Here is a 26164-nt window from a genome sequence, read left to right as displayed (position 1 = left end):
ACAACATGGCTGAAAGCTTAATACTTGAAGGGCGAAGGGAAAGAACATTCCCTAGAACAGTTAAGCCTAGACCACAACGGTATGCTAAGAACAAAAATGCCGTTCACTCTTAAGTGAACGGCATTAGTCGTATTGTACGACCTTTTTTTCATCTAACGCTTATCAACGCCTTGCTTGGCAATATCATCGATGTCTCTCTGCCGAGCTTTTTGCAGTAAATCAGCAAAATAATGGCGCAGTGAGTAGAGCATGATAAGGCTTGGTACTACCATCAGTGCGGTAATAATAAAGAATAGTGACCAATTATTGAGATAGTCGACCAACTCCCCGCTAAAGGAAGCCAGCGTGGTGCGGCCAAAGTTTCCTAGAGAGGCCAATAGCGCATATTGCGTTGCTGAAAATGCCTGCCCTGTTAACACAGTAAGAAACGAAACAAAGGCCACGGTGGAAAACGCAGTGGTAAAGTTATCGACAATAATGGTCGCCAAGAACAGATGCTCATTAGGGCCAACTTGAGCGATCCACGAAAACATCAAATTACTGGCAGACATCGCGATGCCACCAATCATCAAGCCGCGAACAATACCAAATCGCACGTTAAACATACTGCCAATCAAAGTGAAGAACAGGGTTGCTCCCCAACCAATTAACTTCGAGTAGTGACCAATTTGTTCGTTGCTAAAGCCAATTTCTTTGTAAAATGGAATCGACATTCGGCCAAGAAAAGCTTCGCCAATCTTGAATAAAAAAACAAACAACAGCAGGGTTAGTGCTACTTGCGCGCCATTGCGTTTGAAGAAATCGAGAAATGGTTCGATTACGGTAACGGTGAACCACGCGACGACTTTCGAACCAACAACCTGATTGTGTCGCAGCTCCGCTTGATGTTGTAGCGCTTCGCGATGTGTTTTTGGTTCGCCCACCAAGAGCGTGAAAAGCATTAACAGCCCGACACAGAGTGCCATCCCATAATAAACGGCATTCCAACCGATACTATCAGCGTTTACAAAAGCGAGATAGCCCGGCAGAGAATATCCAGTCCACCACCCCATGATGGCCATGGCGGAGGCTTGTGGCAGCTTATTGGCTTGTGATTTGGGGAAAGTATCGATACGAAAAGCATCAATCGCGATATCTTGAGTGGCAGAAGCGATCGCAATGCCCAAGGCAAGCATTGAGGTAAACATCAAATTTTGGGCTGGATTGACACCCGCAATTAGCAGCGTACAGATCAAAATGATCGATTGGCACAAAAATACCCAACTACGGCGTTGACCTAATAATGGCGTCAGAATGGGTAATTTGATGCGATCCACCAATGGGGCCCATAGAAAATTAATCGCGTAAACTGCGAAGACACTGCCAAAATAACCAATTGCAGCGGTGGTTAAGCCTGCATCTTTTAGCCATCCTGACATATTCGAACCAATCAAAACCCACGGAAAACCGCTCGAACACCCCATCATAAATACCCACAATAGGCGTTTATCAAGATAGCTACGGATAGTTTCCATCCAAGTGAGAGAGGAGGAGGTTGATGGCATACAGCGAATCCTTGTCAGTAAAGCAGCTTAGGTCGAAAGGCGACCCAATAAAATCAAACGCCGATAAATCGGCGTTGGTATGGTTATTGTTCTAGTGTGACATTCGTAATAACGATTGGTTCGATGGGGACGTCTTGCATTCGCCCTTTCGTGCTGGTCGGCTGTTGAGCCATTTTTTGCACAACATCAAACCCTTGCGTGACTTTACCAAAGACTGCATAACCCGGTGGGCGAGCGTTGTAGTTGAGAAAATCATTATCGACCAAGTTAATAAAGAATTGGCGAGTAGCTGAGTTAGGATCATTGGTACGGGCCATTGCGATCGTCGCGGTGTCATTAGTCAACCCATTGCTCGCTTCATTTTTGATGGGAGCGTAAGTGGTGAGTTGTTTTAAATCCGCATCAAATCCGCCGCCTTGTGCCATAAAGCCTGGGATAACGCGGTGGAACTGGCTGCCAACATAACTGCCATCTTCAACATATTTTACGAAGTTTGCGACAGTCGTTGGCGCTTTCTCTGTATTAAGTTCAACAGTAAATGACCCTAAGTTCGTCTCAATTAGGACGTTGGGCGCCGAAAACGCAGTGCAACTGACGAGCGCTAATGTCGTAACGAGAGAACGTAACATTAAAAGCGCTCCTGTAAATAACCATTAAGTTCGCTGTCATTGGCAATTTCTTTAAGTACCAAGTTCATGACATCGTTGAGTACCATTTCAATCTCATCATTTGAAGCGCTGAGTGTACCGGAACGTTTTGCCGTTCCGTTGAACGTTTTCACCAATTTGCCTTTTGGTGTTTCCGCGGTGATTTCAAGCGTGACACTGCCATCCATTTCATTCGACATGACGCTGTGTTTTACCGTCACTAGTGCTTCTGCAATTTCAACGGTGACATTGTTTTCGCTGTTCACTGTTAAGCGATAGCCTTGAGAGCTAAATTGTTCTGCCAACGCATTCTCAACCGCAATGCGAACATTTTGTTTGGCATGAATTGGCTCAATATTAGAGCGGCCACTATCGACTAAAGCCACATATTGCGCCGATCGAATATCTTTGCTAACCAGAGTAAAGGCTTTATTGTTGACGACCGTATTTTTGCTGGTCGTTGCAGTAGGCATAAAGTTGATTTGCTGTTGCTGAGGTGCGGCACAAGCGGTGAGTAATGCGATTGAGGCTGCGAGAACCAGTTTTTTCATGGTCATTTCCTTTCTTATCCTTGCCTATTTAGTTGCTTGTAAGATAACAAATTTATGGTTGGTCGCGACAGTTTTTACCTGCCCTTGGCCAAATAATCTTGCTAGTTTTACATCGTAGCCGAGGTGGCGATTGCCGATCACTAATAATCGTCCCCCTTTTTTAAGAACATGCTTTGCATCACAGAACATCTGCCAAGCAATGTGATCCGTGATAGCTTGTTGTTGATGGAATGGTGGGTTACACAATACTAAACAGCTACTCTCTTGTTGAAAACCATCTAAGCAGTTATTCGCAATGCATTGAATATTGCGATCTTCTCCTAAATTCTCCAGCAAATTTAGCTTTGCAGACTCGATGGCCATCAAGCTTTCATCAACGCAGGTCATTCGTACTTGAGGATTGAGTTGGCCCATCTTGATTGATAACACCCCGTTGCCGCATCCAAGGTCGATGATGTGCTGTAACTTAGGATCTTGCGGAAGATGCTGTAGAAAAAAGCGTGCGCCGAGATCCAATCCCTCACCTGAGTAGACATTCGGCAGATTTTTTAGACGGATGGATTCGCTTTCTACGGCCCATTCAGTTATGGGTTCTACCGTTTCAATCGGTGATACGTTCGGTGCTGAAAAAACGAGGCGGTGTTTTTTCCATGCAAGAGAAGTGCTTGTTGAACCTAAATACTTTTCAAATAAGTTTAAGGTTGATGTGTGGATCTCTTTCGCTTTGTTGACCGCTATCACAGGGCAATCTTGGGCAAGGGACTGACGGAGTTGGCTTAATTGCCAAACCAAGTGGCGATTGCTCTTGGGCAATTGAAAAAGCACCAGATCGACCGATTCAGGGATGGCATCCATTGTTGAGAGCAATTGCACGTTGCGGCACTGATTGCGCTGAAGATTGTTTAACGTACCTTGTTGCGAAATAAAAGAGTCGCTCATCATGGTGACGTGATGCTTATCTGCAAACCAACACGATAGAGCGCCAAAGTGATCGTTTAAAATAAGGATGCGTTTGCCTATTGCTAAATTCAACGCTTCAATATGATTAATCACATATTCATCGCCCGCATCCCAAGCTTGTAATGTTTCGTTTGAACGATGTGGGAAACGGTGCAAGCTCAACGTTCGATCATGCAGTGCCAACTCTGTTTTCATAATTTTTTATAGGTCGTAGTGAGAATTACGGATGCATTGTCTCAAATGGCGTAGAAACAAGGAACCAAAACCTTTCGCTATTCTATAAGGCTAGTTAAACTTAAATCTCTTTACACTCGTATATGTTCTCATGCTCTTATTTGAGGAAGAAAGGCAACGGTATGATCCAACCCATAATCGAACAAAAATTGCATCAAGCATTTCACCCTGATTATTTGAAAGTCGAAAATGAAAGCTACATGCACAATGTGCCTTCAGGATCGGAAAGCCATTTTAAAGTCATTGTGGTGAGTGACAGTTTTGAAGGAATGCGTTTGATTGGCCGTCACCGACAGGTTAACCAAGTGTTGGCAGAAGAGTTAGCGAACCACATTCATGCACTCTCGATTCATACCTACACACCACAAGAGTGGCAGGCGCAAATTAGTGGCGTACCTGATAGTCCTATGTGTATGGGCGGTGGAAAATAACTCGTTCAGAACCGTCTGAACATGCCGTTCTCTTGTTCTGTTTTTGAGCGGAATGTTAACAGTATTTAAACAAATTGACGAGATGAACAAGTTGAGAGAAATTGTTTTAGGTAGTGAATAAAAATAAATACTCATAAGGGGTAAGGAATAGGTTATTTGTGCGATGCTTCAAAGTTATGACTATTCGCTAGCCTTTATGATTCAAATCCTTCCAAATAAAACGACTTATCAGAGGATTGGTCATGGCATCAGGTTCCGAAAAAATGCTAGACTATTGCACCTAATGGATCTCATACCATACTTGTGATGAGGTTATTAAAAGGATGTTGCGGTTCTGGCGTTTAAAACAAGCCAAAATCGGACACAGAAATGTCGTGTCTAAGGCTGGTTTAACTTTCATTTGGCCTCTTATCAAGAACGACCATGAAAGATAAACAAGCCTTGAACTTACGCAATTAAAAGAATCTTTTTCCCGATAAAATAGTGCAAGTGCGTATGATTACAATAAAAAGGGGTTTGGACCTTCCTATTGCAGGAACTCCTTCCCAGGTGATTAATGATGGTAAGACCATCACTAAAGTCGCCTTGCTTGGCGAAGAGTACGTTGGCATGCGTCCTACCATGCATGTTCGCGTAGGCGATGAAGTAAAGAAAGCTCAAATTCTTTTTGAAGATAAAAAGAATCCGGGTGTTAAATTTACTTCACCAGCAAGCGGTAAGGTTATCGAAGTCAATCGTGGCGCCAAACGTGTCCTACAATCCGTAGTGATTGAAGTGGCAGGTGATGAGCAAATCACGTTCGATAGCTTTGAAGCTAGCCAACTAGCAAGTATTGACCGTCAAACGGTTAAAACTCAGTTAGTTGAGTCTGGTCTTTGGACTGCGTTGCGTACTCGTCCGTTTAGCAAGGTTCCAGCAATTGAGTCTTCAACTCAGGCTATTTTTGTGACAGCAATGGATACCAATCCATTAGCGGCAAAACCTGAGACGATCATTAATGAGCAATCTGAAGCATTCGTCGCTGGTCTCGATATCCTTTCAACTCTGACTGAGGGCAAGGTTTACGTCTGTAAATCTGGTACTAGCTTGCCACGCTCTTCACAGCCAAACGTTGAAGAACATGTGTTTGATGGCCCACACCCTGCAGGTCTTGTAGGGACTCACATGCATTTCCTCTATCCAGTAAATGCAGTCAATGTGGCGTGGAGCATCAATTACCAAGACGTGATTGCGTTTGGTCAATTGTTCTTAACCGGTGAGCTATACACACAACGAGTGGTGTCGCTTGCAGGACCTGTGGTCAACAAACCTCGTCTTGTCCGTACTCAGATTGGTGCTAGCCTCGAAGAGTTAACGGATAACGAATTGATGCCGGGCGAAGTTCGTGTCATCTCTGGTTCTGTACTTTCTGGTGTGAAAGCGGCGGGGCCTGTAGCTTATCTTGGTCGTTATCACCTCCAAGTATCGGTTCTGCGTGAAGGTCGTGACAAAGATTTTCTTGGTTGGGCAATGCCTGGCAAGAACAAATTTTCAGTCACTCGCTCTTTCCTTGGTCATCTATTCACAGGTCAGTTGTTCAACATGACAACCACAACCAATGGTAGTGATCGTGCGATGGTACCTATTGGTAACTATGAAAAAGTGTTGCCACTAGATATGGAACCAACGCTCCTACTTCGTGACCTATGTGCAGGTGACATCGATAGCGCTCAACGTCTCGGTGCCCTTGAACTGGACGAAGAAGATCTCGCATTGTGTACCTTTGTATGTCCTGGTAAATACGAATATGGTCAGCTACTTCGTGAGTGCCTAGACAAGATTGAGAAGGAAGGGTAATTTTCATGGGCCTTAAAAAGTTTCTTGAAGACATCGAGCATCATTTTGAACCTGGCGGCAAACATGAAAAATGGTTTGCCTTGTATGAAGCAGCAGCAACGCTTTTTTATACGCCTGGTTTAGTTACAAAACGAAGCTCACACGTTCGTGATAGCGTTGACCTCAAACGCATCATGATCATGGTTTGGCTAGCGGTATTCCCAGCGATGTTCTGGGGTATGTATAACGTTGGTCACCAATCGATTACTGCACTTAACCATCTGTATTCTGGCGCTGAATTGGCGACAGTCATCAGTGGTAACTGGCACTATTGGCTAACTGAAATGCTTGGCGGTACATTAAGTACGCAAGCCGGTTGGGCAAGTATGATGCTGCTCGGTGCGACTTACTTCCTACCTATCTACGCCACGGTGTTCTTGGTCGGTGGTTTTTGGGAAGTGCTGTTTTGTATGGTGCGTAAGCATGAAGTTAACGAAGGTTTCTTTGTAACTTCAATTTTGTTTGCTCTGATTGTTCCACCCACACTGCCTTTATGGCAAGCCGCTTTAGGGATTACCTTTGGCGTGGTTGTTGCCAAAGAAATCTTTGGTGGTACCGGGCGTAACTTCCTAAACCCAGCATTAGCCGGTCGTGCTTTTCTATTCTTCGCCTACCCAGCACAGATCTCTGGTGACGTTGTTTGGACAGCTGCAGATGGTTTTTCTGGTGCAACGGCGCTAAGCCAATGGGCTCAAGGTGGTAACGGTGCTCTGATCAATAAGGTCACTGGCGAAGCCATTACTTGGATGGATGCGTTTGTTGGTAACATTCCTGGCTCTATCGGTGAAGTATCGACGTTAGCACTGGCGATTGGCGCGGCATTTATTGTCTACATGGGCATTGCTTCATGGCGCATTATTGCGGGTGTTATGGTAGGTATGATTGCCATATCAACGCTGTTCAATGTTATTGGTTCAGACACAAATGCAATGTTTAATATGCCTTGGCATTGGCACCTAGTACTTGGTGGCTTTGCGTTTGGTATGTTCTTCATGGCAACCGACCCAGTATCGGCTTCATTTACTAACAAAGGTAAATGGGCATACGGTATTTTGATTGGTGCAATGTGTGTGATGATTCGTGTGGTTAACCCAGCTTACCCAGAAGGTATGATGCTGGCGATATTATTTGCGAACCTATTTGCACCTTTGTTTGACCATATTGTGATTGAGAAGAACATCAAGCGGAGACTAGCACGCTATGGCAAGTAATAACGATAGCATTAAAAAAACGCTGTTTGTTGTTATCGCATTGAGCTTAGTGTGCTCAATCATCGTATCGACAGCAGCGGTTGGCCTGCGTGACAAGCAAAAAGTTAACGCAGTACTTGATAAGCAAAGCAAGATTGTTGAAGTTGCAGGCATTAACGAGTCTGGTAGCGTGCCAGAGCTTTTTGCTAAATACATTGAACCTCGTTTGATTGATTTTAAAACCGGGAACTTTGTTGATGGCGATGCAACAGCCTATGATCAACGCAAAGCTTCTAAAGACCCAGCTCAATCTATCAAGCTAACAGCGGAACAAGATAAAGCGAAGATTATTCGTCGTGCTAATACTGGGGTTGTTTACCTAGTGAAAAGTGGCGACGAGATTTCTAAAGTGATTGTTCCCGTTCACGGTAATGGTTTGTGGTCAATGATGTACGCATTTGTGGCTGTAGAAACCGATGGTAATACCGTTTCAGGCATTACTTACTACGAACAAGGTGAAACTCCGGGATTGGGTGGTGAAGTTGAAAACCCATCATGGCGTGCTCAATTTGTTGGCAAGAAATTGTTTGATGACAACCACCAACCTGCAATTAAAGTTGTGAAAGGTGGCGCTCCTGCCGGATCTGAGCATGGCGTTGATGGACTTTCTGGCGCAACACTGACCAGTAACGGTGTTCAACACACTTTCGACTTCTGGTTAGGTGATATGGGCTTTGGTCCATTCCTAGCAAAAGTTCGTGACGGAGGTTTGAACTAATGTCTAGCGCAAAAGAGATTAAAAAGAGCATTCTAGCGCCGGTGTTGGATAACAACCCAATCGCACTTCAAGTGCTTGGTGTCTGTTCTGCCCTTGCGGTAACCACTAAGTTGGAAACGGCGTTTGTTATGACGCTAGCCGTTATGTTTGTAACGGCTTTCTCTAACTTATTCGTTTCGTTAATTCGTCACCACATACCTAACAGTGTGCGTATCATCGTTCAGATGGCGATCATTGCTTCATTGGTTATTGTTGTTGACCAGATCCTACGTGCTTACTTATACGATATCTCGAAACAGCTATCGGTGTTCGTAGGGTTGATCATTACTAACTGTATCGTAATGGGCCGTGCTGAAGCATTTGCAATGAAGTCGGCACCGATTCCTTCCTTTATCGATGGTATCGGTAATGGTCTGGGTTATGGTTTTGTATTGATCACTGTTGGTTTCTTCCGCGAACTTCTTGGTTCAGGCAAGCTATTTGGAATGGAAGTTCTACCTCTTGTGAAAGATGGTGGCTGGTATCAACCTAACGGTTTGATGCTGCTAGCACCTTCGGCATTCTTCCTAATTGGCTTCATGATTTGGGCGATTCGCACGTTCAAACCTGAACAACTAGAAGCGAAGGAGTAAGGGCGTTATGGAACATTATATCAGTTTGCTTGTTCGATCGATTTTTATCGAAAACATGGCACTCTCTTTCTTCTTGGGTATGTGTACATTTCTTGCTGTATCTAAGAAAGTAAAGACATCGTTTGGTTTAGGGATTGCGGTTACTGTTGTTCTGACCATTTCAGTACCAGTGAATAACTTGGTTTATAACTTGTTACTTAAACCGGGTGCATTGGGTGAAAATATTGATCTTACATTTCTAAATTTCATTACCTTTATCGGTGTTATTGCCGCATTGGTACAGATCTTAGAGATGATATTGGATCGTTTTTTCCCACCTTTGTATAACGCGCTGGGCATTTTCTTACCTTTAATCACAGTGAACTGCGCCATTTTTGGTGGTGTATCTTTCATGGTTCAGCGTGATTATAACTTTGCTGAATCCGTCGTTTACGGTTTCGGTTCGGGTGTGGGTTGGATGTTAGCGATTGTCGCTCTTGCCGGTATCCGTGAGAAAATGAAATATTCAGATGTACCTCCGGGTTTACGTGGTTTAGGGATTACCTTCATCACGGCGGGTCTAATGGCGTTAGGCTTTATGTCTTTCTCTGGTGTTCAACTGTAAGTCGGGTAAACCGCAACAATTAAGGAATAGTCAATGGACATTATTCTTGGTGTAGTGATGTTTACCCTGATTGTTCTAGCACTCGTTTTGGTAATTCTATTTGCTAAATCTAAGCTAGTTCCAACAGGCGACATTACAATTTCAATTAACGGTGATGCAGATAAGTCTATTGTGACTAATCCAGGTGGTAAGCTACTGAGCGTACTTGCAGGTTCTGGTGTCTTTGTATCATCGGCGTGTGGTGGTGGCGGCTCTTGTGGTCAATGCCGTGTAAAAGTGAAATCTGGCGGTGGTGATATTCTTCCGACTGAACTTGATCACATTACTAAAGGTGAAGCTCGTGAGGGTGAACGTTTAGCGTGTCAAGTGGCTGTGAAAACAGACATGGATATTGAACTTCCTGAAGAAATTTTTGGTGTTAAAAAGTGGGAATGTACCGTTATCTCTAACGACAACAAAGCCACCTTCATTAAAGAGCTTAAACTTCAGATCCCTGATGGCGAGTCAGTACCTTTCCGTGCTGGTGGTTACATTCAGATCGAAGCGCCAGCACACCACATCAAATATTCAGATTTTGACGTGCCAGAAGAGTATCGTGGCGATTGGGACAAATTTAACCTGTTCCGCTACGAGTCAAAAGTTGATGAAGATATTATTCGTGCTTACTCAATGGCGAATTACCCTGAAGAGTTCGGTATTATTATGCTAAACGTGCGTATTGCTACGCCGCCGCCTAATAATCCCAATGTGCCACCGGGTCAGATGTCTTCTTACATTTGGTCACTGAAAGAAGGTGATAAATGTACTATTTCTGGTCCATTTGGTGAGTTCTTTGCCAAAGATACGGATGCAGAAATGGTCTTTATCGGTGGTGGTGCGGGCATGGCTCCAATGCGCTCACACATCTTCGATCAGCTTAAGCGTTTAAAATCTACCCGTAAGATGTCTTATTGGTATGGTGCGCGCTCTAAGCGTGAGATGTTCTACGTTGAAGATTTTGACGGCCTTGCAGCTGAAAACTCGAATTTCGTATGGCACTGTGCGCTTTCTGATCCAATGCCTGAAGATAACTGGGATGGATACACAGGTTTCATCCACAATGTATTGTATGAAAACTATCTGAAAGACCATGAAGCGCCTGAAGATTGTGAATACTACATGTGTGGACCACCGATGATGAATGCGGCTGTGATTGGCATGCTGAAAAACCTTGGTGTAGAAGATGAGAACATCCTTCTTGATGACTTCGGTGGTTAATTCACTGAAGTAAGTAAAACCCATGGCTGGCTCTGATGAGTCAGCCATTGTTTTTTTAGTTTTAGTTTTGCCTTGTGGCTTTGAATTCCAACTCAGTTAACATAGAAAATAGGTGTAGGAATTTCTTTTCTATAACCACTTCTTTTCTATATTCACTTTCATTTTTAGGAGTAAACAAGTGAAAAAATGGCTTGTTGCGTTAGCTTCTCTATTCATCTTGGCGGGTTGTGAAAAATCGGTTGAGCAAGTTCATCTCAGTGGCCCTACTATGGGCACGACTTACAATATTAAGTACCTGAAAGCTGAAGGTATCCCTAGCTCGGAGGCTCTCCAAAAGGAAGTTGATCGGTTATTGGAAGAAGTGAACGATCAAATGTCTACCTATCGTAAAGATTCTGAGCTCAGCCGTTTTAATCAATATCAAGGAACGGAACCTTTTACGGTTTCTTCTCAAACCGCAACCGTGGTGAAAGAAGCGCAGCGTCTTAACGGTCTTACTTTAGGTGCATTGGATGTCACTGTTGGTCCTTTGGTTAACCTATGGGGTTTTGGCCCTGAAGCTCGTCCTGATGTGGTGCCAAGCGATGCTGAATTGGCTGAGCGTAAAACCAACATAGGCATTGAGCATCTTAGCGCAACCGACACTACGTTAAGTAAAGATCTTCCTAATCTCTATGTGGACCTTTCAACTATTGCGAAAGGATGGGGAGTCGACGTGGTTGCTGACTACATTCAATCACAAGGCATTGCCAATTACATGGTTGAAGTCGGTGGTGAGATGCGCTTAAAAGGCGTAAATCGAGAAGGCGTACCTTGGCGAATCGCTATAGAAAAACCGACAGTTGATGAACGTACCGCTCAAGAGATCATTGAACCTGGTGATCTGGCAATTGCCACTTCAGGTGATTACCGTAATTATTTTGAGCAAGATGGTGTGCGTTATTCTCACATTATCAATCCAATCACTGGCAAACCCATCCATAATAAAGTGGTATCAGTTACCGTTTTGGACGCATCTTCAATGACGGCAGATGGCCTAGCGACTGGATTAATGGTACTAGGAGAGACGAAAGGTATTGAGGTTGCAGAGCAATACAATATTCCTGTGTTCATGATTGTGAAAACAGAACAAGGTTTTGAAGAGATTGCCTCCAGCGCATTTAAGCCATTTCTAAATAAAAAGTGAGTTAAGTTATGAATACTTTTTTCATTACATTCAGTGTATTTCTGTGTGTCATTGCCGCGATGGCGGTTGGCTATGTCTTTCAAAAAAAAGTAGTCAAAGGCAGCTGTGGTGGATTAGGTGCTGTTGGCATTGAAAAAGTCTGTAATTGCCCAGAGCCTTGTGATGCACGTAAAAAACGCGAAGCTAAGGCCGCAGCAAGAGCTGAAAAGTTAGCGCATTGGGAAAAAGATCGTATCGCCTGAGCTACGATTAAAGAGCCTGTTTTGTGCAGGCTCTTTAATTTTTAAAAGCAATTCATTTCAATCCATAGAAACCAAGAATATACTGTTTATGTATACAGTCTTTTGATGGTTTTGAATTGGAAAATAAAATCAAAAAAATTATCCATATTGATATGGATTGTTTCTACGCTGCGGTAGAAATGCGTGATAACCCCGAATATAGGCATCGCCCTCTAGCCGTTGGTGGTCATGAAAAGCAGCGTGGTGTGTTAAGTACTTGCAATTATGAGGCGAGGAAATTTGGCGTTCGTTCCGCAATGCCGACTGCTCAAGCCTTAAAATTATGCCCCAATCTGCTGGTGGTTCCGGGGCGGATGTCGGTATACAAAGCTATTTCCATTCAAATCCGACAGATATTCGAACGTTATACATCCATTATTGAGCCGTTATCATTAGATGAAGCATTTCTTGATGTGAGTGATTCACCGCTATGTCAAGGAAGCGCAACATTGATAGCTCAAGCTATTCGCTATGATATTCATAACGAACTTCAACTGACCGCCTCTGCAGGTGTAGCACCTGTAAAATTTTTGGCTAAAGTGGCCTCTGATATGAATAAGCCTAACGGTCAATTTGTAATACCACCCGATAAAGTACAGCTGGTGGTCGATTCATTGCCGCTAGAGAAAATACCCGGTGTCGGTAAGGTTAGTCTGGAAAAGTTGCACCAAGCGGGTTTTTATAAGTGTGAAGATATCAAGCTAACGGACTATCGAGAGCTACTTCGTAACTTTGGCAGATTAGGCGCTTCACTATGGAAGAAAAGTCATGGAATTGATAATCGCGAAGTCGTGACAGAGAGGGAGCGCAAATCATTAGGTGTCGAAAGAACATTTAGTCAAAATATCTCAAGTTATGAAGAGTGCTGGCAGGTGATTGAACATCATCTCTATCCAGAAATAAAAGCGAGGTTAGACAGAGCGAGTGTTGATGGGTTGATTGTCAAACAAGGGATCAAAGTCAAGTTTGCCGATTTTCAACTTACGACGATTGAGCATCTTCATCCACAGTTAGAGCTCAATGATTTTCGAACCCTTTTGGAGAATATTTTGTTGCGGCAAAATGGGCGAGAAATTCGCTTACTTGGTTTACAAGTGATGTTAAAGCCAGAAATGCTCAATAAGCAGCTCAGTTTTTTTTAAATTAGTGAAACAAACTAACATTTATGTCATTAAATTGACGGTTTTTAGGTCGAAATCATTTATATTGCTAGCGAGAAATACTAACTCATCAAATATCCACACCTGATATGGTTAGTCATAAAACGATCGATGAGAGAAAACAATGAAAAAAGTAGTGTTAGTCACTTTAATGTTGTTGAGCTCCCCTTTGTGGGCAGCGCAGTGCCGAGTTGATGTGAACCATGAAGTTCACCTTGATGGTGATAAGGTTGAAATTCTCAAAACGAGCACCGACACTGTTTTGATGGATACACAGAACAATCTTTATATCCGTGGTGAAAAGATGGAGCTCGACAGTGACCAGAAAACGGCCCTTGAGCAGTATAGAGAAAGCATGAATGCTTCATTGCCTAAAGTAAAACAGATCGCGAGTGATGGCTTAGCGTTGGCGAATGATATTTTGGATGATGTTGCGAAAAGTATTGAATCTCCCAACGCCTTCGATAGCGCCAAGCAATCCATAGCAGCTTTTTTTGCCAATATTGAATCTCGTTATTACAAAAATGGTGAGCTGGTTCTCCCTGCGCAGACTTTTGAATCAATGACGCAAACTTGGGCCGATGATTTTGAAAAAGCGAAAGCTTTATTTAACAAAGAGTTTATATCCGGCGCCTTCGATGCCCTTTCACTGAAAATGAGAGAAGAGGGTGGCTTAAACATCACAAAGTTGACCGATACCATGGCGGACTTAAAAGTTAAGTTAGCCGAGCGAATTCAAGAAAACGCCGCCACAATTCAAAAAGAGAGTCGTGATTTTTGTGAGTCTCTTAATGATATGGTTGAGCAGGAACAACAACTGCACCAAAAAATACCAGTATTAAAAGATTATCAAGTCTTTACCATCTAAACTTAAAGAGCACATTCGGTGCTCTTTATTTGTGTCTATGATGTTAGGTTAATTTACTGGTATGGATGTTGTTTAATAATTTTAGCTTGAGACGGTTAACAGCATTAGTTTCAATAGCCTTCGTTGTGCTGTTTATTTTGTGTTATCTGCTATTTAAGTTTATGTGGTCTTATGATCGCGCCGTTGAAGATGCTCTTTCCTTGCAACGAGGTGAGGTTAACCGAGTTCGAACTGTTCTTAATATGCAAAAAACGGACATGGGGGCATCGTTGGCTGATTATGCCGCATGGAATGAAATGGCCGATTTTATTGCTAAGCCTAATGATGATTTTATTCGCGACAGTATTGGTACTCACATCTTTGAATCCAAGTCATTAGACGGTATTTTTATTTTTAATCCAGATGTGCAATTAGTTTGGGGCCAGCGCTACGACTATGAGACTGGCCATGAAGCCAGTTATGATGCGATTCGATATAATTTTGGTGATATTTTAGCGGACGCGATGAAAGCACCAAAAGATTTCATCAAACCGAATCTCAGTTTTATCGTGATAGACGACAAACCTTTCATCGTTGCAACCTCTCGGGTTTGTAATAGTGACGCAAAGGAATGCGACAAAGGTTATTTACTTTTTTTAAAAAGGATCAGTGGACAGTTTATCAATGAGCTTGTGATTGCAACTGGGGTGAATGTGGAAGTTATGCTGATCAAAAGTCTTAATGATCAAGCAGTTGCAGCGCCACATGAAGATAATATCTCTTACCTTGAAATGCTTGATTATCGCAATCGTCTTACTGTGTTGATTAAAGTAAGTCATACCGTTAAAGTCCCACCGTTTATTCAATGGCAGGAGCTGTCTGGGCTTGCTTCATTCTCTATCCTAATGTTTTTCTTGAACTTAGTTGTAGCGAATAAAGTAGTCAAGCCAATCAATGATGCCAATCAAGTACTGGAGCAATTTAAAGCATCGGGTGGAAAGATGCCTAGTGAGCGATCCTTCATATCGAAGGAAATGAAAGAGTTTTCTCGTACGATGAACCAAATAGTATGGGAGCTGGAAACCAGTCGGCGTGAACTAAAATGGCAATCAGAGCACGATCCACTCACACGTATTGCGAACCGCCGTCGTTTAGAAAAGGTCTTTAAAAGCTATATTGTTGATTATCAATTTAGATATATCGTATTGTTTTTAATCGATATTGACTATTTTAAATTGTTCAATGATCACTACGGCCACTTAGAGGGTGATGAAGCATTGAAATCTGTTGCGACCAGCTTAAAAAAATTGGATTTTGGCGGTGAAAAACTGGTTGCTCGATTTGGTGGAGAAGAGTTTTGTGTAGTTTTGGCGAGCGACATCGAAATTGATGGTCAAGCTTATGCTAAACGACTGATCGAATCGGTTGAATCGCTGCGCATCACCCACCAATTTTCCCCGGCGAAGAAGACGCTTTCAATCAGCGTTGGAGGGGTTGAAATTGATACCCCACAGTTGAATCACTATCTAGATTTCTTTCATGTGGCTGATAGAGCACTTTATGCAGTCAAAGCACAAGGAAGAGGTCGTTATCTCGTGCAAAAATTCACCTCTAATCTCCCGTTAACATTGCCTGTTCAATAATCTTTACGCAGTAAATTCTGTTTATTTTTGCAATGATTGTTTAATAAATAAGCAGTGTAATTGCTCTATTTGATTGTCTGTATTACCGTACTAGCTAACTAGTCTATTGATATTTGTGTGAGTGGTATGACACAGTCTGATTCTCGTGAACATTTTGGTTCACGTCTTGGTTTTATTCTTGCGGCGGCGGGTGCGGCAGTTGGCCTAGGTAATATCTGGGGCTTTCCAACCCAAGCGGCAAGCAACGGCGGCGGCGCATTCTTATTGGTTTATTTGGTGATGATCATGGTCGTTGCCTTCCCTATGTTAGTGGTTGAAATGGCGATAGGCCGTTTTGGGCAAGCAAACCCTGTTGATAGCATGCGCTCATTAACGCCTCATCCACTAGGTAAAATGGTCGGTGGCTTTGTCGGTTGGATTGGTTTGAGTGTTCCGAGTGCGGTACTGGCGTTTTACAGCATCGTCGGTGGCTGGCTAATCTGCTTTTTACTCGGTGCGATGACAGAGTTATTGGGTTTTGTGGAAATCACAGCTTGGTTGAAAGGGTTTAGTGTTGAGCGTAACTTATTCGGAACCTTAGTGTTTTATATTTTGACGATTCTAATCGTGCAAGGTGGTGTTAAAGACGGGATTGAAAAATGGTCAACGCGTTTAATGCCTGCATTGTTTGTACTGTTTGGTGTGCTGTTTGTTTACATCATGATGCAAACTGGTGCGATGGAAGGTTTACAACACTATTTGGTCCCTGATTTTTCAAAGGTGTTTGACAGACATCTTTTACTGGCGGCAATGGGACAAGGCTTTTTTTCATTAACCATTGGTGGCTGCTCGATGTTGATTTACGGCTCTTATCTGAGTAAGCAAGAAAACCTGCCGAAGATGGCACTAAATGTGACTTTAGTTGATACTGCCGTGGCTTTCATTGCTGGCCTTGTTGTGTTGCCTGCGATGTTTGTTGCGATGCATAAAGGTGTGGAAATCTATGCCGCTGACGGTTCTTTACTAAATTCAGACACGCTCGTTTTTACCGTGTTGCCATTGATGTTTGATAGCCTTGGTTGGATGGGGCAGGTGTTTGCTATCGTATTTTTCACTTTACTGACGATCGCCGCGTTAACCTCTTCTATCTCTATGCTGGAATGCCCTGTAGCCTTAGTCAGCGAGCGTTTTAATACGAAACGCGCACCAACAAGCTGGGTATTAGGCGCGTTAATTGCGCTAGTCAGTGTCGTTATTGTTTATAACTTTGGTGTGCTATTTGGCTTAGTGGCAACGGTTGCGACGCAATATTTGCAGCCGACAGCAGCGCTGATGTTCTGCCTATTTGGCGGTTGGGTATGGCGTCGTCACGCGAAGGTCAAAGAGTTAGAACAAGGTTTCCCTGAGTTCCAATTGGGTTGGTTTGGTAAAATCTGGCCTTGGTATGTGAAATTTGTCTGCCCTGTATTAGTGGCTACGGTGATTTGGGCTTCGTTCGGTTAATGAGTTACTTTCTTCATCCCACTCATGCTTAAACATAATAAAGCCCTTTGAATAAGGGCTTTATTATTGAACTTATGTGTCTCTATTGTTTAGAGTTATCGACTATTTAGACCATCGACGGTGGCATCAAGTGTCCCGTGGTTAGAGGTTCTAAATCGCTGTCTGCGACCTCTTCAATAAAATCGCCCACGACTTGCTCAACCATCTCATCGCTTTGCGAGAAGTAGGCGAGATGGAATACGGCATCTCCTTCATTAACAAGAGGCAGAGTTTGTTGGCCAATCACAATACCTCCCTTATTGGCTCTTAATTCGACTTCGACATGACCAAGCGGTGAGTTGATATAAGCAAGCACTTGTCCTTTTTCGACCTTGTCACCAAGTGTCACCACAGTGCGCAAGATGCCATCGCTTTCGGCTCTGAGCCAACTGGTTGATTTTGCGATGATCGATGTCGGTACGGCCTTGCGACTTTTGCGCATCATACCAATGGCTTGCATGGTGCGTTTCACACCGACAATACCCGCATTGATGGCAATAGGTTCAAATTTTAGCGCTTCACCTGCTTCATAAGTTAATACTGTGATGCCTGATTTCTCTGCTTCACTTCTGAGCGAGCCATTACGCAGTGGAGAGTCGATGATCACTGGGGTTGCAAATGCTTGGGCAATACGCAAGGTTTCAGGATTAGTGAGATCGGCGCGGATTTGTGGCAAATTCGTGCGATGAATAGCACCAGTATGCAGGTCAATGATGTAATCACAACGTAAAGCGACTTGGGAAAAGAAAGTATGTGCAATGCGAGAGGCGAGGGAGCCAGTTTCACTTCCAGGGAAGCAGCGATTGAGATCGCGTCGATCAGGAAGGTAGCGAGATTTATGAATAAAGCCAAAGGCATTGACGATGGGGACAACAATCAGTGTCCCTTTTAGTTTTTGCGGGTCGATGGAGTTGATCAGTTGACGGACTATTTCAACGCCGTTCAGTTCATCACCATGGATGGCGGCATTAACCATTAAGGTTGGGCCAGTGGATATTCCATTAATGATTTCGATAGGGATAGAGAGTGGCGAGTGTGTATAAAGCTTAGCCGCTTCTAGCTCCATTGCCTTGCGCGTTCCTGGGGGAACTGAATCCCCCAGGAAATGAAATGCTGTGTTTTTCCTAACCTTTGCCACGTGTTTTTGTCCCTTTCGTTGCCGCATTTTTTTCAATAAATTCGACAATCAACCCGGCGATATCTTTACCAGTAGCGGCTTCAATACCTTCAAGACCTGGCGATGAATTGACTTCCATCACTAATGGGCCACGTTCCGATCGCAAAAGATCCACACCCGCAACATTGAGACCCATAATCTTCGCCGCATCGATAGCCGTCTTACGTTCTAGAGGGGTGATTTTTACCAAAGAGGCCGTTCCGCCGCGGTGTAGGTTAGAGCGAAACTCACCATCGGCACCTTGCCGTTTCATGGCTGCGATAACTTTGTCGCCAATAACGAAACAGCGAATATCGGCGCCACCGGCCTCTTTGATGTACTCTTGCACCATGATATTGGCTTTCAGGCCCATGAACGCTTCGATCACACTTTCTGCTGCTTTGCGTGTTTCCGCTAACACTACACCGATGCCTTGAGTTCCTTCAAGTAATTTAATTACTACCGGTGCTCCTCCGACCATGTCGAGTAAGTCTTTGACATCATCGGGTTTGCTGGCGAAACCAGTAATTGGCATACCAATGCCGCGACGAGACAATAGCTGCATTGAGCGAAGTTTATCTCTGGAACGGCTAATAGCCACAGATTCATTGACAGGATAAACCCCCATCATTTCAAATTGGCGTAATACCGCAGTACCGTAAAACGTAACGGATGCACCAATACGAGGAATGACTGCATCAAAACCCGCTAACTCTTCACCTTTAAAGTGAATTTCGGGTTTTTCAGAATTGATATTCATATAGCAACGCAGCCCATCAATCACTTTGACTTGGTGGCCACGGCTTTTACACGCTTCAATCAGACGCTTGGTTGAATACAACGAAGCATTACGTGACAGAATACCAATTTTCATTATTTGCTCTCCTCGAAAGCGATTAAAAACGATTTAGTTGGATTAACTAAAATTCGACGGTGCATTGCGGTGCGACCTAATAGCATACGAAAACCCATATTTTCGCGATTGGTTAACGTTATTTCAATGGGCCAAGTTTGGCCGCCCAAACTGACGTCTGATTGAATAACGTAACGTGACTCTTCATGGCCACCGGAATCACGGACGATTCGTTCATCAATGACTTTAGCTTCGCACACTGTGACCTTGTCATTATTGCGCTGCACAGGGTGGATCCAAAAGCGAACCCAAAGAGTCTCTTCCTTGATGAAGCTCTCTACCTTAAATGCGTGTAAGCACGACGTGCGGGCTCCGGTATCGACTTTGGCATTAATTTGCTCAATACCTAACCCTGGAAGGCTGAGAGTTTCTCGCCATCCGACAATCATTTCTTCTTTCATCGCAGTTTCAATATTTTTGGAGAATGTAAGACGCCGCTAAGGAGTAGCCGCATCCCCGATACAACTTTTAAATGGTGTTATCGCTTGAAGAGAGTGTGGTGAATAACTCTAGGAACTTCAAGGGGGCGAACTCTAGCAGTCACAAAAAATGTGCGCTAATGAAATTAATTTGCCTTATCGATAAAATTAATTGATAGAAAAAGAGGTAAGGATTGATGCCGAATTCCGCTGCCAAAGCAAGATATTCATCAACTTGCTATTACACGCTGGTTGAAGAATTCGACATCAGAGTGGGTTAAACTTTCGCTGGAATATGCTCTAGTAGGGCAACCATTTGCTCCCAGAAAAGGTCGACTGTGTCGATCTTCACTTTCTCATCCGGTGAGTGAGGGAATTTAATGGTTGGGCCAAACGAAACCATATCCATTTCTGGGTAAGGTTTTTTGAAAAGACCACATTCTAGGCCAGCATGGATCACCATGATATTCGGTTTATGACCGTAAATACCTTGGTACATGTCTCTGAAAATAGCCATGATCTCTGAATCGGCATCTGGTTTCCAGCCCGGATAAGCACCAGTAAAGGCAATTTCCGCATTCGCTAGCTCAGCAACGGATTTGAGCATGCTTTCAACCTGTTGGCGACCTGAATCAATCAGAGAACGAATAAGGCATAACACAGTCACAGAGTTTTCTTGCGTGGTAATCACACCGACATTCAATGAGGTTTCAACTACGCCTTCAATTTCATCGCTCATCCGGATCACACCGTTTGGACACGCGTTTAATGCGGCAATAAAACGTTGTTGATCAACAAGAGCGAAGACATTTTCTGCATTTTCTTGCGGGTTGTTGAAAGTGACAATTCCTGTTTCGACGCGTCCAAGCTCTTCTTTCACTAGCTGGGTATAGGTGCTAAATAGCTCATCCAGTTTTACCCCATTTTCGGCAGGAATGGCCACGGTGACAAACGCTTCTCGAGGAATGGCGTTACGTAGGCTACCACCGCGAAACTCGATCAAACGTAAATCAAGTTCTTGTGCGTGACTAGCAAGAAAGCGAGCCAGCAGCTTGTTAGCATTCCCACGGCCAGTATGGACGTCACACCCAGAGTGACCTCCTTTTAACCCTTTCAAAATCAATTGATGTGTTACGTAACCAGCAGGCATGGCTTGTCGTTGGATATTAAAAGTCATTGCGCCATCAATACCACCAGCACAGCCCATATATACTTCGCCCTCTTGTTCTGAATCAGTATTGAGCAGGATCTCTCCTTCTAACCAACCCGCTTCAAGGCCGAAAGCACCAGTCATACCCGCTTCTTCATCAATCGTCAGTAACACTTCAATAGGACCGTGCTTGAGCTCTTTTGACGCGAGAACAGCCAAACATGCTGCCATACCCATGCCGTTATCGGCACCTAAAGTGGTTCCTTTGGCCGTTACCCATTCGCCATCGATATACGGTTGGATAGGGTCCTTAGCAAAGTCGTGCTGCGTGTCTTCGTTTTTTTGCGGCACCATATCAATATGAGCTTGTAGAACCACACCTTTCTTATGTTCCATGCCAGCTGTCGCTGGTTTTTTTATGAAAACGTTGCCGGTTGGATCTCGGCGTACCGCTAAACCCTGCTCTGTCGCCCACTGGATGATGTGTTGGGCTAAGGCTTCTTCATGCTTAGATGGGTGAGGAATGGAACAGATTTTATCGAAAAATTGCCATACGGGTGCCGATGACAATTTACTGATTTCAGAATAGAACTCAGACACGGAATACTCCTTTTATTCGAGCTTGCCAGATCATGAACAGGCGAAATGTTTCTTTTGTAGCGATATCGACTAGATCTGAGCATGACTTGTAGTGGTGGACAGCATACCACTCTCGACAATCAGCGAGTAGCCTCACCGCTTGAGAATTGTTTTATTGGTGTCACATTAAATCGACTGTAGCGTATAGAAGAGATGACACAATCGGCGATGAGATTCTTCCTCTTACCGCCTAATAATCATTTTTTGCTGATATTTGTGTAATTTAATTACCTAAATCTGTTGATGTAGATCATTAAAATAAAATTATGTGATTTTTATCACGCTAAATATTGTAATTTAATTTCTTGGTGGTATATTTGTAACCAACTTCGAAAGCGAAGAAAAAATGCTCAAAGGATGAGTCCGTTTATCGCCTCCATGGAACCGAGAAATCAAATTTATGTTCAATTGATTTTATAAGGTGATAGTTATGAAAGGTTTACCATCTGCAATGTTCTGGACAAACAAGTCTGTTTACACTGGCAACTTTGCTTACCCAACAAGCTTTGGTTATTAAGACTTTAAGCATGTTATTTGAACTGTATGTTCACCCCCTAGATATTGGAATTTTTTTGTAGTCAGTTTGGCTAAAATGATTCGCCGCCACCTCAGATGAGGTGGCGTTTTTTTATCTCAATGTTCAGCACTTCCTTTACGGCTCAATGGCAATACGATATGGAAATCCGCTTTTTCTTTTTGAAGAAATGAAGCGCGACTAAGTTCATAAGCCATTAATAAAAGCATATTACAGTCTTAATTCTATCTGGAATTTGTGATCTGATCTCTCTATAATCCACAGCCAATCGATTACGCAACCGTTTACTTTTTACCCTTATAGGACTCGATCATGCTCGAAAGGCTATTTAAACTTAGTGAATATGGCACAAACGTGCGCACTGAGGTTATCGCAGGAATAACGACATTTCTCACGATGGCATACATTATCTTTGTTAACCCTGCGATCTTAGCGGATGCCGGCATGGACCGTGGTGCAGTATTTGTTGCTACGTGTCTTGCGGCGGCTATTGGCTGTTTCATCATGGGCTTTGTTGCCAACTACCCAATCGCACAGGCTCCGGGTATGGGGTTAAACGCATTTTTTACTTACGCCGTTGTGCTCGGCATGGGATATACATGGCAAGTTGCGCTGGCGGCGGTATTCGTTTCTGGTGTGCTGTTCATTTTTCTTAGTATCTTTAAAATCCGTGAGTGGATCATCGGTTCGATTCCGATGTCATTACGAACGGGGATCTCGGCCGGTATTGGACTTTTTCTTGCCTTTATTGCCCTGAAAAATGCAGGCATTGTGGTTGATAACCCTGCAACTTTGGTTTCTGTCGGCGCAATTACTTCTCTTCCTGCTGTACTCGGTGCGATAGGTTTCTTCCTGACGATTGCTTTGGTTCATCGTGGTTTAAAGGGTGCTGTAATGATCGCGATTCTTGCGGTTACTGGCCTTGGTTTAGTGTTTGGTGACGTTCAGTGGCATGGCATTATGTCGGCACCACCAAGTATTGCGCCAACTTTTTTGCAGCTTGATTTCTCCGCCGTTTTTGAAGTGGGTATGATCTCAGTGGTGTTTGCGTTTCTGTTTGTCGATCTATTTGACACGGCTGGCACCTTAGTTGGTGTGGCGCAAAAGGCAGATTTGATTGGCAAAGATGGTAAAATCCCACGTCTAAATAAAGCATTGCTTGCCGATTCTACTGCTACGTCAGTCGGTGCCCTGCTAGGTACATCAAACACAACCTCTTATATTGAAAGTGTGGCGGGTGTTGCTGCTGGCGGGCGCACAGGGCTGACTGCAGTCGTTGTTGGCATTTTGTTCTTACTTGCATTATTCTTCTCGCCATTAGCTGGAATGATCCCTGCGTACGCTACGTCTGGTGCATTATTTTACGTGGCAATTTTGATGCTTTCTGGTTTGGTCAGTATTGATTGGCGCGATTTAACAGAAGCGGCTCCTGTCGTCGTTACCTGTTTATTAATGCCGCTGACATTCTCTATCGCAGAAGGTATTTCTCTTGGTTTCATTGCTTATGCGGCTATCAAACTATTTAGTGGCAAAGGGCGCAGTGTATCGATGAGTGTGTGGGTGATGTCAGCCATCTTCATCTTTAAGTATATCGCCTCTGCAATGTAATGAACGACACAGATTATTTAAATAATTAGGTTTACAACAATGAGCAATAAATTCGTTATCACTTGGGACAACATGCAGACTTACTGTCGTCAATTGGCAGAAAAACAGATGCCTGCAGAGCAATGGAAAGGTATTTGGGCGGTGAGCCGTGGTGGTCTGGTTCCTGGTGCCATATTGGCGCGTGAATTAGGTATTCGCCATGTCGATACGATTTGCATTTCAAGTTACGATCATGATCATCAGCGTGACATGACAGTGATCAAAGCACCTGAAGGTGACGGCGAAGGTTTCTTAATTGTTGAAGATTTGGTCGATAGTGGTGATACCGCACGTAAGCTACGTGAAATGTATCCTAAAGCGAAATTGATTGCGGTGTGTGCGAAGCCTTCTGGCGTAAGCTTGTTAGATGATTACGTTGTGGATATTGCTCAAGATACGTGGATTGAGCAGCCATGGGATATGACGATTCAATACGCAGAACCGATTAACCGTAAACAAAAGTAATGTTTTTCTTTGCGTTTATTTGAAAATGGCCCTTTATCGGGCCATTTTTTTTATTACTATTAGAGCACCGCTCTCAATTGAATCGACTTATGTCTGAATCTAACAGCCAAAACCTTTCTGAAACCTTGTTCCAGAAATACAAGCAAGCCCAAGAAACCTCGGCATTGACCCGTTATATGCCAAGCAGCCAAGAAATTTTGGACCTAAAAAAACAGCAAGAAGGGTACGTTTGGTATCGAAATCTCAGGCGTTTACAGTGGATATGGCAAGGTGTTGATCCAGTAGAGCAAGAAGAAGTTCTCGCCCGCATTGCCTCTTCGAAACATTCGCGAACCGAAGCGGATTGGTTAGATACGGTTATGGGCTATCACAGTGGTAACTGGGCATACGAGTGGACTAAGCTGGGTATGCGTCACCAAAAGCGCGCTAATGACAAGCAAGACGAAGAGGCGGCCAATGAACTTTTTTCCGCGTCGCTCTGCTTTAGCATTGCTGGTTATCCGCATCTAAAAAATGATAATTTATCCTTACAGGCGCAGATACTGTCAAACAGCGCTTATAACGAAGCGGCCAAATTGACTCGTTATGTGATTAAGCAGATTGAAGTACCCTATAAGAACAAAAAAATAGTCGCTAATTTGCATTTGCCCAATACCGATAGGCCTCATCCGGTCGTTTTGGTTAGCGCCGGTTTAGACAGTTTGCAGACGGATATGTGGCGTTTGTTTAGAGATTATCTCGCGCCTAGAGATATTGCGGTTTTAACCATTGATATGCCCTCTATCGGTCATAGCTCCCATTGGCCTTTAACTGAAGATTCTTCATGTCTGCATCAAGCCGTACTCAATGAACTGGAAAGCTTGCCTTGGGTTGATCATCGAAAAGTGGGGCTTGTTGGATTTCGATTTGGTGGTAACTCCATGATCAGGCTCTCTTTTCTAGAGCAAGATAAAATCAAGGCTTGTGTTTCATTAGGCGCACCTATCCACGATATTTTAGCTTCGCCAGAAAAATTGAAAAAAATGCCCAAAATGTATATTGATGTGCTGGCGTCTCGTTTAGGTAAAGACGTGGTGGATATTAATAGCCTTGCTGGGTTGATGCGAGCGTGGTCACTGAAAGTGCAAGGTTTTTTAACCAGTAGGCGAACTAAAGTTCCGATTTTGGCTTTAGGATTAGAAGGTGATCCCATTTCACCCTATTCAGATAATCAATTAGTTGCAATTTTTAGTGAATATGGCAAAGCGAAACAGATAAAAAGCAAAACAATTACACAAGGATATGAGCAATCCCTCGATTTAGCGATAAAGTGGTTAGAAGATGAGCTATTTAGGTGACTTTTCTACTAAATTAGTTAAGCATGATATTGGTATGCGGTAACAAGCATATGATTAATAAAAATAATGATCGTTCTTAACATTGAAATGGAGAGTCAATATGTCAGAACTGACCCACACCCCGACTCATTATCGCTTATTGTCTGCTTTAAAAGCTATTGGACCTTATTTACGAGAAGGCCAATGTCGTGAGGATCACTACTTATTTGATTGCCTTGCGTCTTGCGTTAATGACAAAAAATCCCCAGAGAAACGAGAGTTTTGGGGCTGGTGGCTGGAACTTACTAAGAAAGAATCAGGGTTTGAGGCTAAGTATCATACAGGACGTTACAACTTAGCTGGAGCGTGGGATGCCGACGCGATTCCTAAATCCGTATTTTCTGAAGTCAAACGTACCCAAGAAGAGTTTCATGCCAAACTGGTAGCGAGTCTCTATGAGCGCTTTGAATTGAGTGTTGAGATTGCACAAGATTCCGCTGAATTCGTCTGATTTTCGTTATCCCCTTACCCTCGTGATGAAAAAGGTGCTTTTTAGCACCTTTTCTACTTGTGAATTATTGCT

The 26164-nt window shown here is 43.5% G+C and carries 25 protein-coding genes; 17 read left to right on the top strand and 8 right to left on the bottom strand.

Annotated features, from left to right (window positions below):
* Positions 1 to 152: 152 nt before the first annotated feature.
* The 4 genes from AACQ75_RS05065 to AACQ75_RS05050 all read right to left on the bottom strand — a co-directional run bounded on the left by AACQ75_RS05065 (position 153) and on the right by AACQ75_RS05050 (position 3897).
* Positions 153 to 1544 (bottom strand): AmpG family muropeptide MFS transporter, encoded by a 1392-nt coding sequence (locus tag AACQ75_RS05065; RefSeq protein ID WP_170889664.1) that lies wholly within the window; start codon positions 1542 to 1544, stop codon positions 153 to 155.
* Positions 1545 to 1627: 83 nt separating this feature from the next.
* Complete coding sequence (locus AACQ75_RS05060) at positions 1628 to 2173, bottom strand: peptidylprolyl isomerase (protein WP_013856167.1); 546 nt, start codon at positions 2171 to 2173, stop codon at positions 1628 to 1630.
* Positions 2173 to 2742, bottom strand: coding sequence for a YajG family lipoprotein (locus AACQ75_RS05055; RefSeq protein WP_094132491.1), 570 nt, complete (start codon positions 2740 to 2742; stop codon positions 2173 to 2175). The genes AACQ75_RS05060 and AACQ75_RS05055 overlap by 1 nt, the downstream gene beginning before the upstream one ends.
* A gap of 24 nt (positions 2743 to 2766) precedes the next feature.
* A complete protein-coding gene (locus AACQ75_RS05050; RefSeq protein ID WP_170889662.1) occupies positions 2767 to 3897 on the bottom strand; it encodes a methyltransferase in 1131 nt (376 codons plus the stop codon).
* A 161-nt stretch (positions 3898 to 4058) separates the two neighbouring features.
* Here AACQ75_RS05050 and AACQ75_RS05045 point away from each other — a divergent pair, with 161 nt between their 5' ends.
* From AACQ75_RS05045 to AACQ75_RS04985, 13 genes are all read left to right on the top strand, one after another.
* Positions 4059 to 4367: a BolA family protein gene (locus AACQ75_RS05045; protein ID WP_026027643.1), complete on the top strand. Its 309-nt coding sequence runs from the start codon at positions 4059 to 4061 to the stop codon at positions 4365 to 4367.
* 495 nt (positions 4368 to 4862) lie between these two features.
* Entirely contained in the window at positions 4863 to 6203 is a 1341-nt protein-coding gene (locus AACQ75_RS05040; protein ID WP_026027642.1) for a Na(+)-translocating NADH-quinone reductase subunit A, read from the top strand.
* 5 nt (positions 6204 to 6208) lie between these two features.
* Positions 6209 to 7453, top strand: coding sequence for an NADH:ubiquinone reductase (Na(+)-transporting) subunit B (locus tag AACQ75_RS05035; protein ID WP_013856172.1), 1245 nt, complete (start codon positions 6209 to 6211; stop codon positions 7451 to 7453).
* A complete protein-coding gene (locus AACQ75_RS05030; protein ID WP_013856173.1) occupies positions 7443 to 8210 on the top strand; it encodes a Na(+)-translocating NADH-quinone reductase subunit C in 768 nt (255 codons plus the stop codon). The genes AACQ75_RS05035 and AACQ75_RS05030 overlap by 11 nt, the downstream gene beginning before the upstream one ends.
* Entirely contained in the window at positions 8210 to 8842 is a 633-nt protein-coding gene (locus AACQ75_RS05025) for an NADH:ubiquinone reductase (Na(+)-transporting) subunit D (protein ID WP_013856174.1), read from the top strand. Before AACQ75_RS05030 ends, AACQ75_RS05025 begins: the two co-directional genes overlap by 1 nt.
* Positions 8843 to 8849: 7 nt before the next feature.
* Entirely contained in the window at positions 8850 to 9446 is a 597-nt protein-coding gene (gene nqrE / locus AACQ75_RS05020; protein WP_013856175.1) for an NADH:ubiquinone reductase (Na(+)-transporting) subunit E, read from the top strand.
* A 33-nt stretch (positions 9447 to 9479) separates the two neighbouring features.
* A complete protein-coding gene (gene nqrF / locus AACQ75_RS05015) occupies positions 9480 to 10703 on the top strand; it encodes an NADH:ubiquinone reductase (Na(+)-transporting) subunit F (RefSeq protein ID WP_013856176.1) in 1224 nt (407 codons plus the stop codon).
* Between the two features lie 178 nt (positions 10704 to 10881).
* Positions 10882 to 11889, top strand: coding sequence for an FAD:protein FMN transferase (locus AACQ75_RS05010; protein WP_017046581.1), 1008 nt, complete (start codon positions 10882 to 10884; stop codon positions 11887 to 11889).
* Between the two features lie 8 nt (positions 11890 to 11897).
* Positions 11898 to 12131, top strand: a complete 234-nt coding sequence (gene nqrM, locus AACQ75_RS05005; protein WP_013856179.1) for a (Na+)-NQR maturation NqrM — start codon at positions 11898 to 11900, stop codon at positions 12129 to 12131.
* A 116-nt stretch (positions 12132 to 12247) separates the two neighbouring features.
* Positions 12248 to 13312 (top strand): DNA polymerase IV, encoded by a 1065-nt coding sequence (gene dinB, locus AACQ75_RS05000; protein WP_170889660.1) that lies wholly within the window; start codon positions 12248 to 12250, stop codon positions 13310 to 13312.
* 142 nt (positions 13313 to 13454) lie between these two features.
* Entirely contained in the window at positions 13455 to 14198 is a 744-nt protein-coding gene (locus AACQ75_RS04995) for a YggN family protein (protein WP_170889658.1), read from the top strand.
* Between the two features lie 65 nt (positions 14199 to 14263).
* Positions 14264 to 15820, top strand: coding sequence for a diguanylate cyclase (locus AACQ75_RS04990; protein WP_170889656.1), 1557 nt, complete (start codon positions 14264 to 14266; stop codon positions 15818 to 15820).
* Between the two features lie 126 nt (positions 15821 to 15946).
* Positions 15947 to 17302 (top strand): sodium-dependent transporter, encoded by a 1356-nt coding sequence (locus AACQ75_RS04985; RefSeq protein WP_170889654.1) that lies wholly within the window; start codon positions 15947 to 15949, stop codon positions 17300 to 17302.
* A 106-nt stretch (positions 17303 to 17408) separates the two neighbouring features.
* Here AACQ75_RS04985 and AACQ75_RS04980 read toward each other — a convergent pair whose 3' ends face one another.
* From AACQ75_RS04980 to AACQ75_RS04965, 4 genes are all read right to left on the bottom strand, one after another.
* The gene (locus tag AACQ75_RS04980; RefSeq protein ID WP_088718002.1) at positions 17409 to 18506 is read right to left on the bottom strand and encodes a succinylglutamate desuccinylase/aspartoacylase family protein; all 1098 of its coding nucleotides are present in this window, start codon (positions 18504 to 18506) and stop codon (positions 17409 to 17411) included.
* Complete coding sequence (gene rimK / locus AACQ75_RS04975) at positions 18466 to 19371, bottom strand: 30S ribosomal protein S6--L-glutamate ligase (protein ID WP_010320145.1); 906 nt, start codon at positions 19369 to 19371, stop codon at positions 18466 to 18468. The genes AACQ75_RS04980 and rimK overlap by 41 nt, the downstream gene beginning before the upstream one ends.
* Positions 19371 to 19811, bottom strand: a complete 441-nt coding sequence (locus tag AACQ75_RS04970) for an ATP-dependent zinc protease family protein (protein ID WP_019282319.1) — start codon at positions 19809 to 19811, stop codon at positions 19371 to 19373. Before AACQ75_RS04970 ends, rimK begins: the two co-directional genes overlap by 1 nt.
* Positions 19812 to 20106: 295 nt before the next feature.
* A complete protein-coding gene (locus tag AACQ75_RS04965) occupies positions 20107 to 21579 on the bottom strand; it encodes an aminoacyl-histidine dipeptidase (RefSeq protein ID WP_017046587.1) in 1473 nt (490 codons plus the stop codon).
* 886 nt (positions 21580 to 22465) lie between these two features.
* On the opposite strand from AACQ75_RS04965, the gene AACQ75_RS04960 reads away from it, so the two are divergent.
* From AACQ75_RS04960 to crl, 4 genes are all read left to right on the top strand, one after another.
* Positions 22466 to 23761 (top strand): NCS2 family permease, encoded by a 1296-nt coding sequence (locus AACQ75_RS04960; protein ID WP_013856188.1) that lies wholly within the window; start codon positions 22466 to 22468, stop codon positions 23759 to 23761.
* 39 nt (positions 23762 to 23800) lie between these two features.
* On the top strand, positions 23801 to 24265 hold the full coding sequence (tet(34), locus tag AACQ75_RS04955) for an oxytetracycline resistance phosphoribosyltransferase domain-containing protein Tet(34) (protein WP_010320141.1): 465 nt from the start codon (positions 23801 to 23803) through the stop codon (positions 24263 to 24265).
* Between the two features lie 89 nt (positions 24266 to 24354).
* Positions 24355 to 25602, top strand: coding sequence for an esterase FrsA (gene frsA / locus AACQ75_RS04950; RefSeq protein ID WP_170889652.1), 1248 nt, complete (start codon positions 24355 to 24357; stop codon positions 25600 to 25602).
* 100 nt (positions 25603 to 25702) lie between these two features.
* Entirely contained in the window at positions 25703 to 26092 is a 390-nt protein-coding gene (gene crl / locus AACQ75_RS04945; protein ID WP_170889650.1) for a sigma factor-binding protein Crl, read from the top strand.
* The last annotated feature ends 72 nt before the right edge of the window (positions 26093 to 26164 follow it).

The organism is Vibrio sp. B1-2 (assembly GCF_963888445.1).
GTDB classification, from domain to species: Bacteria; Pseudomonadota; Gammaproteobacteria; order Enterobacterales; family Vibrionaceae; genus Vibrio; species Vibrio anguillarum.
Note: the sequence above shows the minus strand (reverse complement) of the source record. Positions and strands in the feature narration are given on the sequence as shown.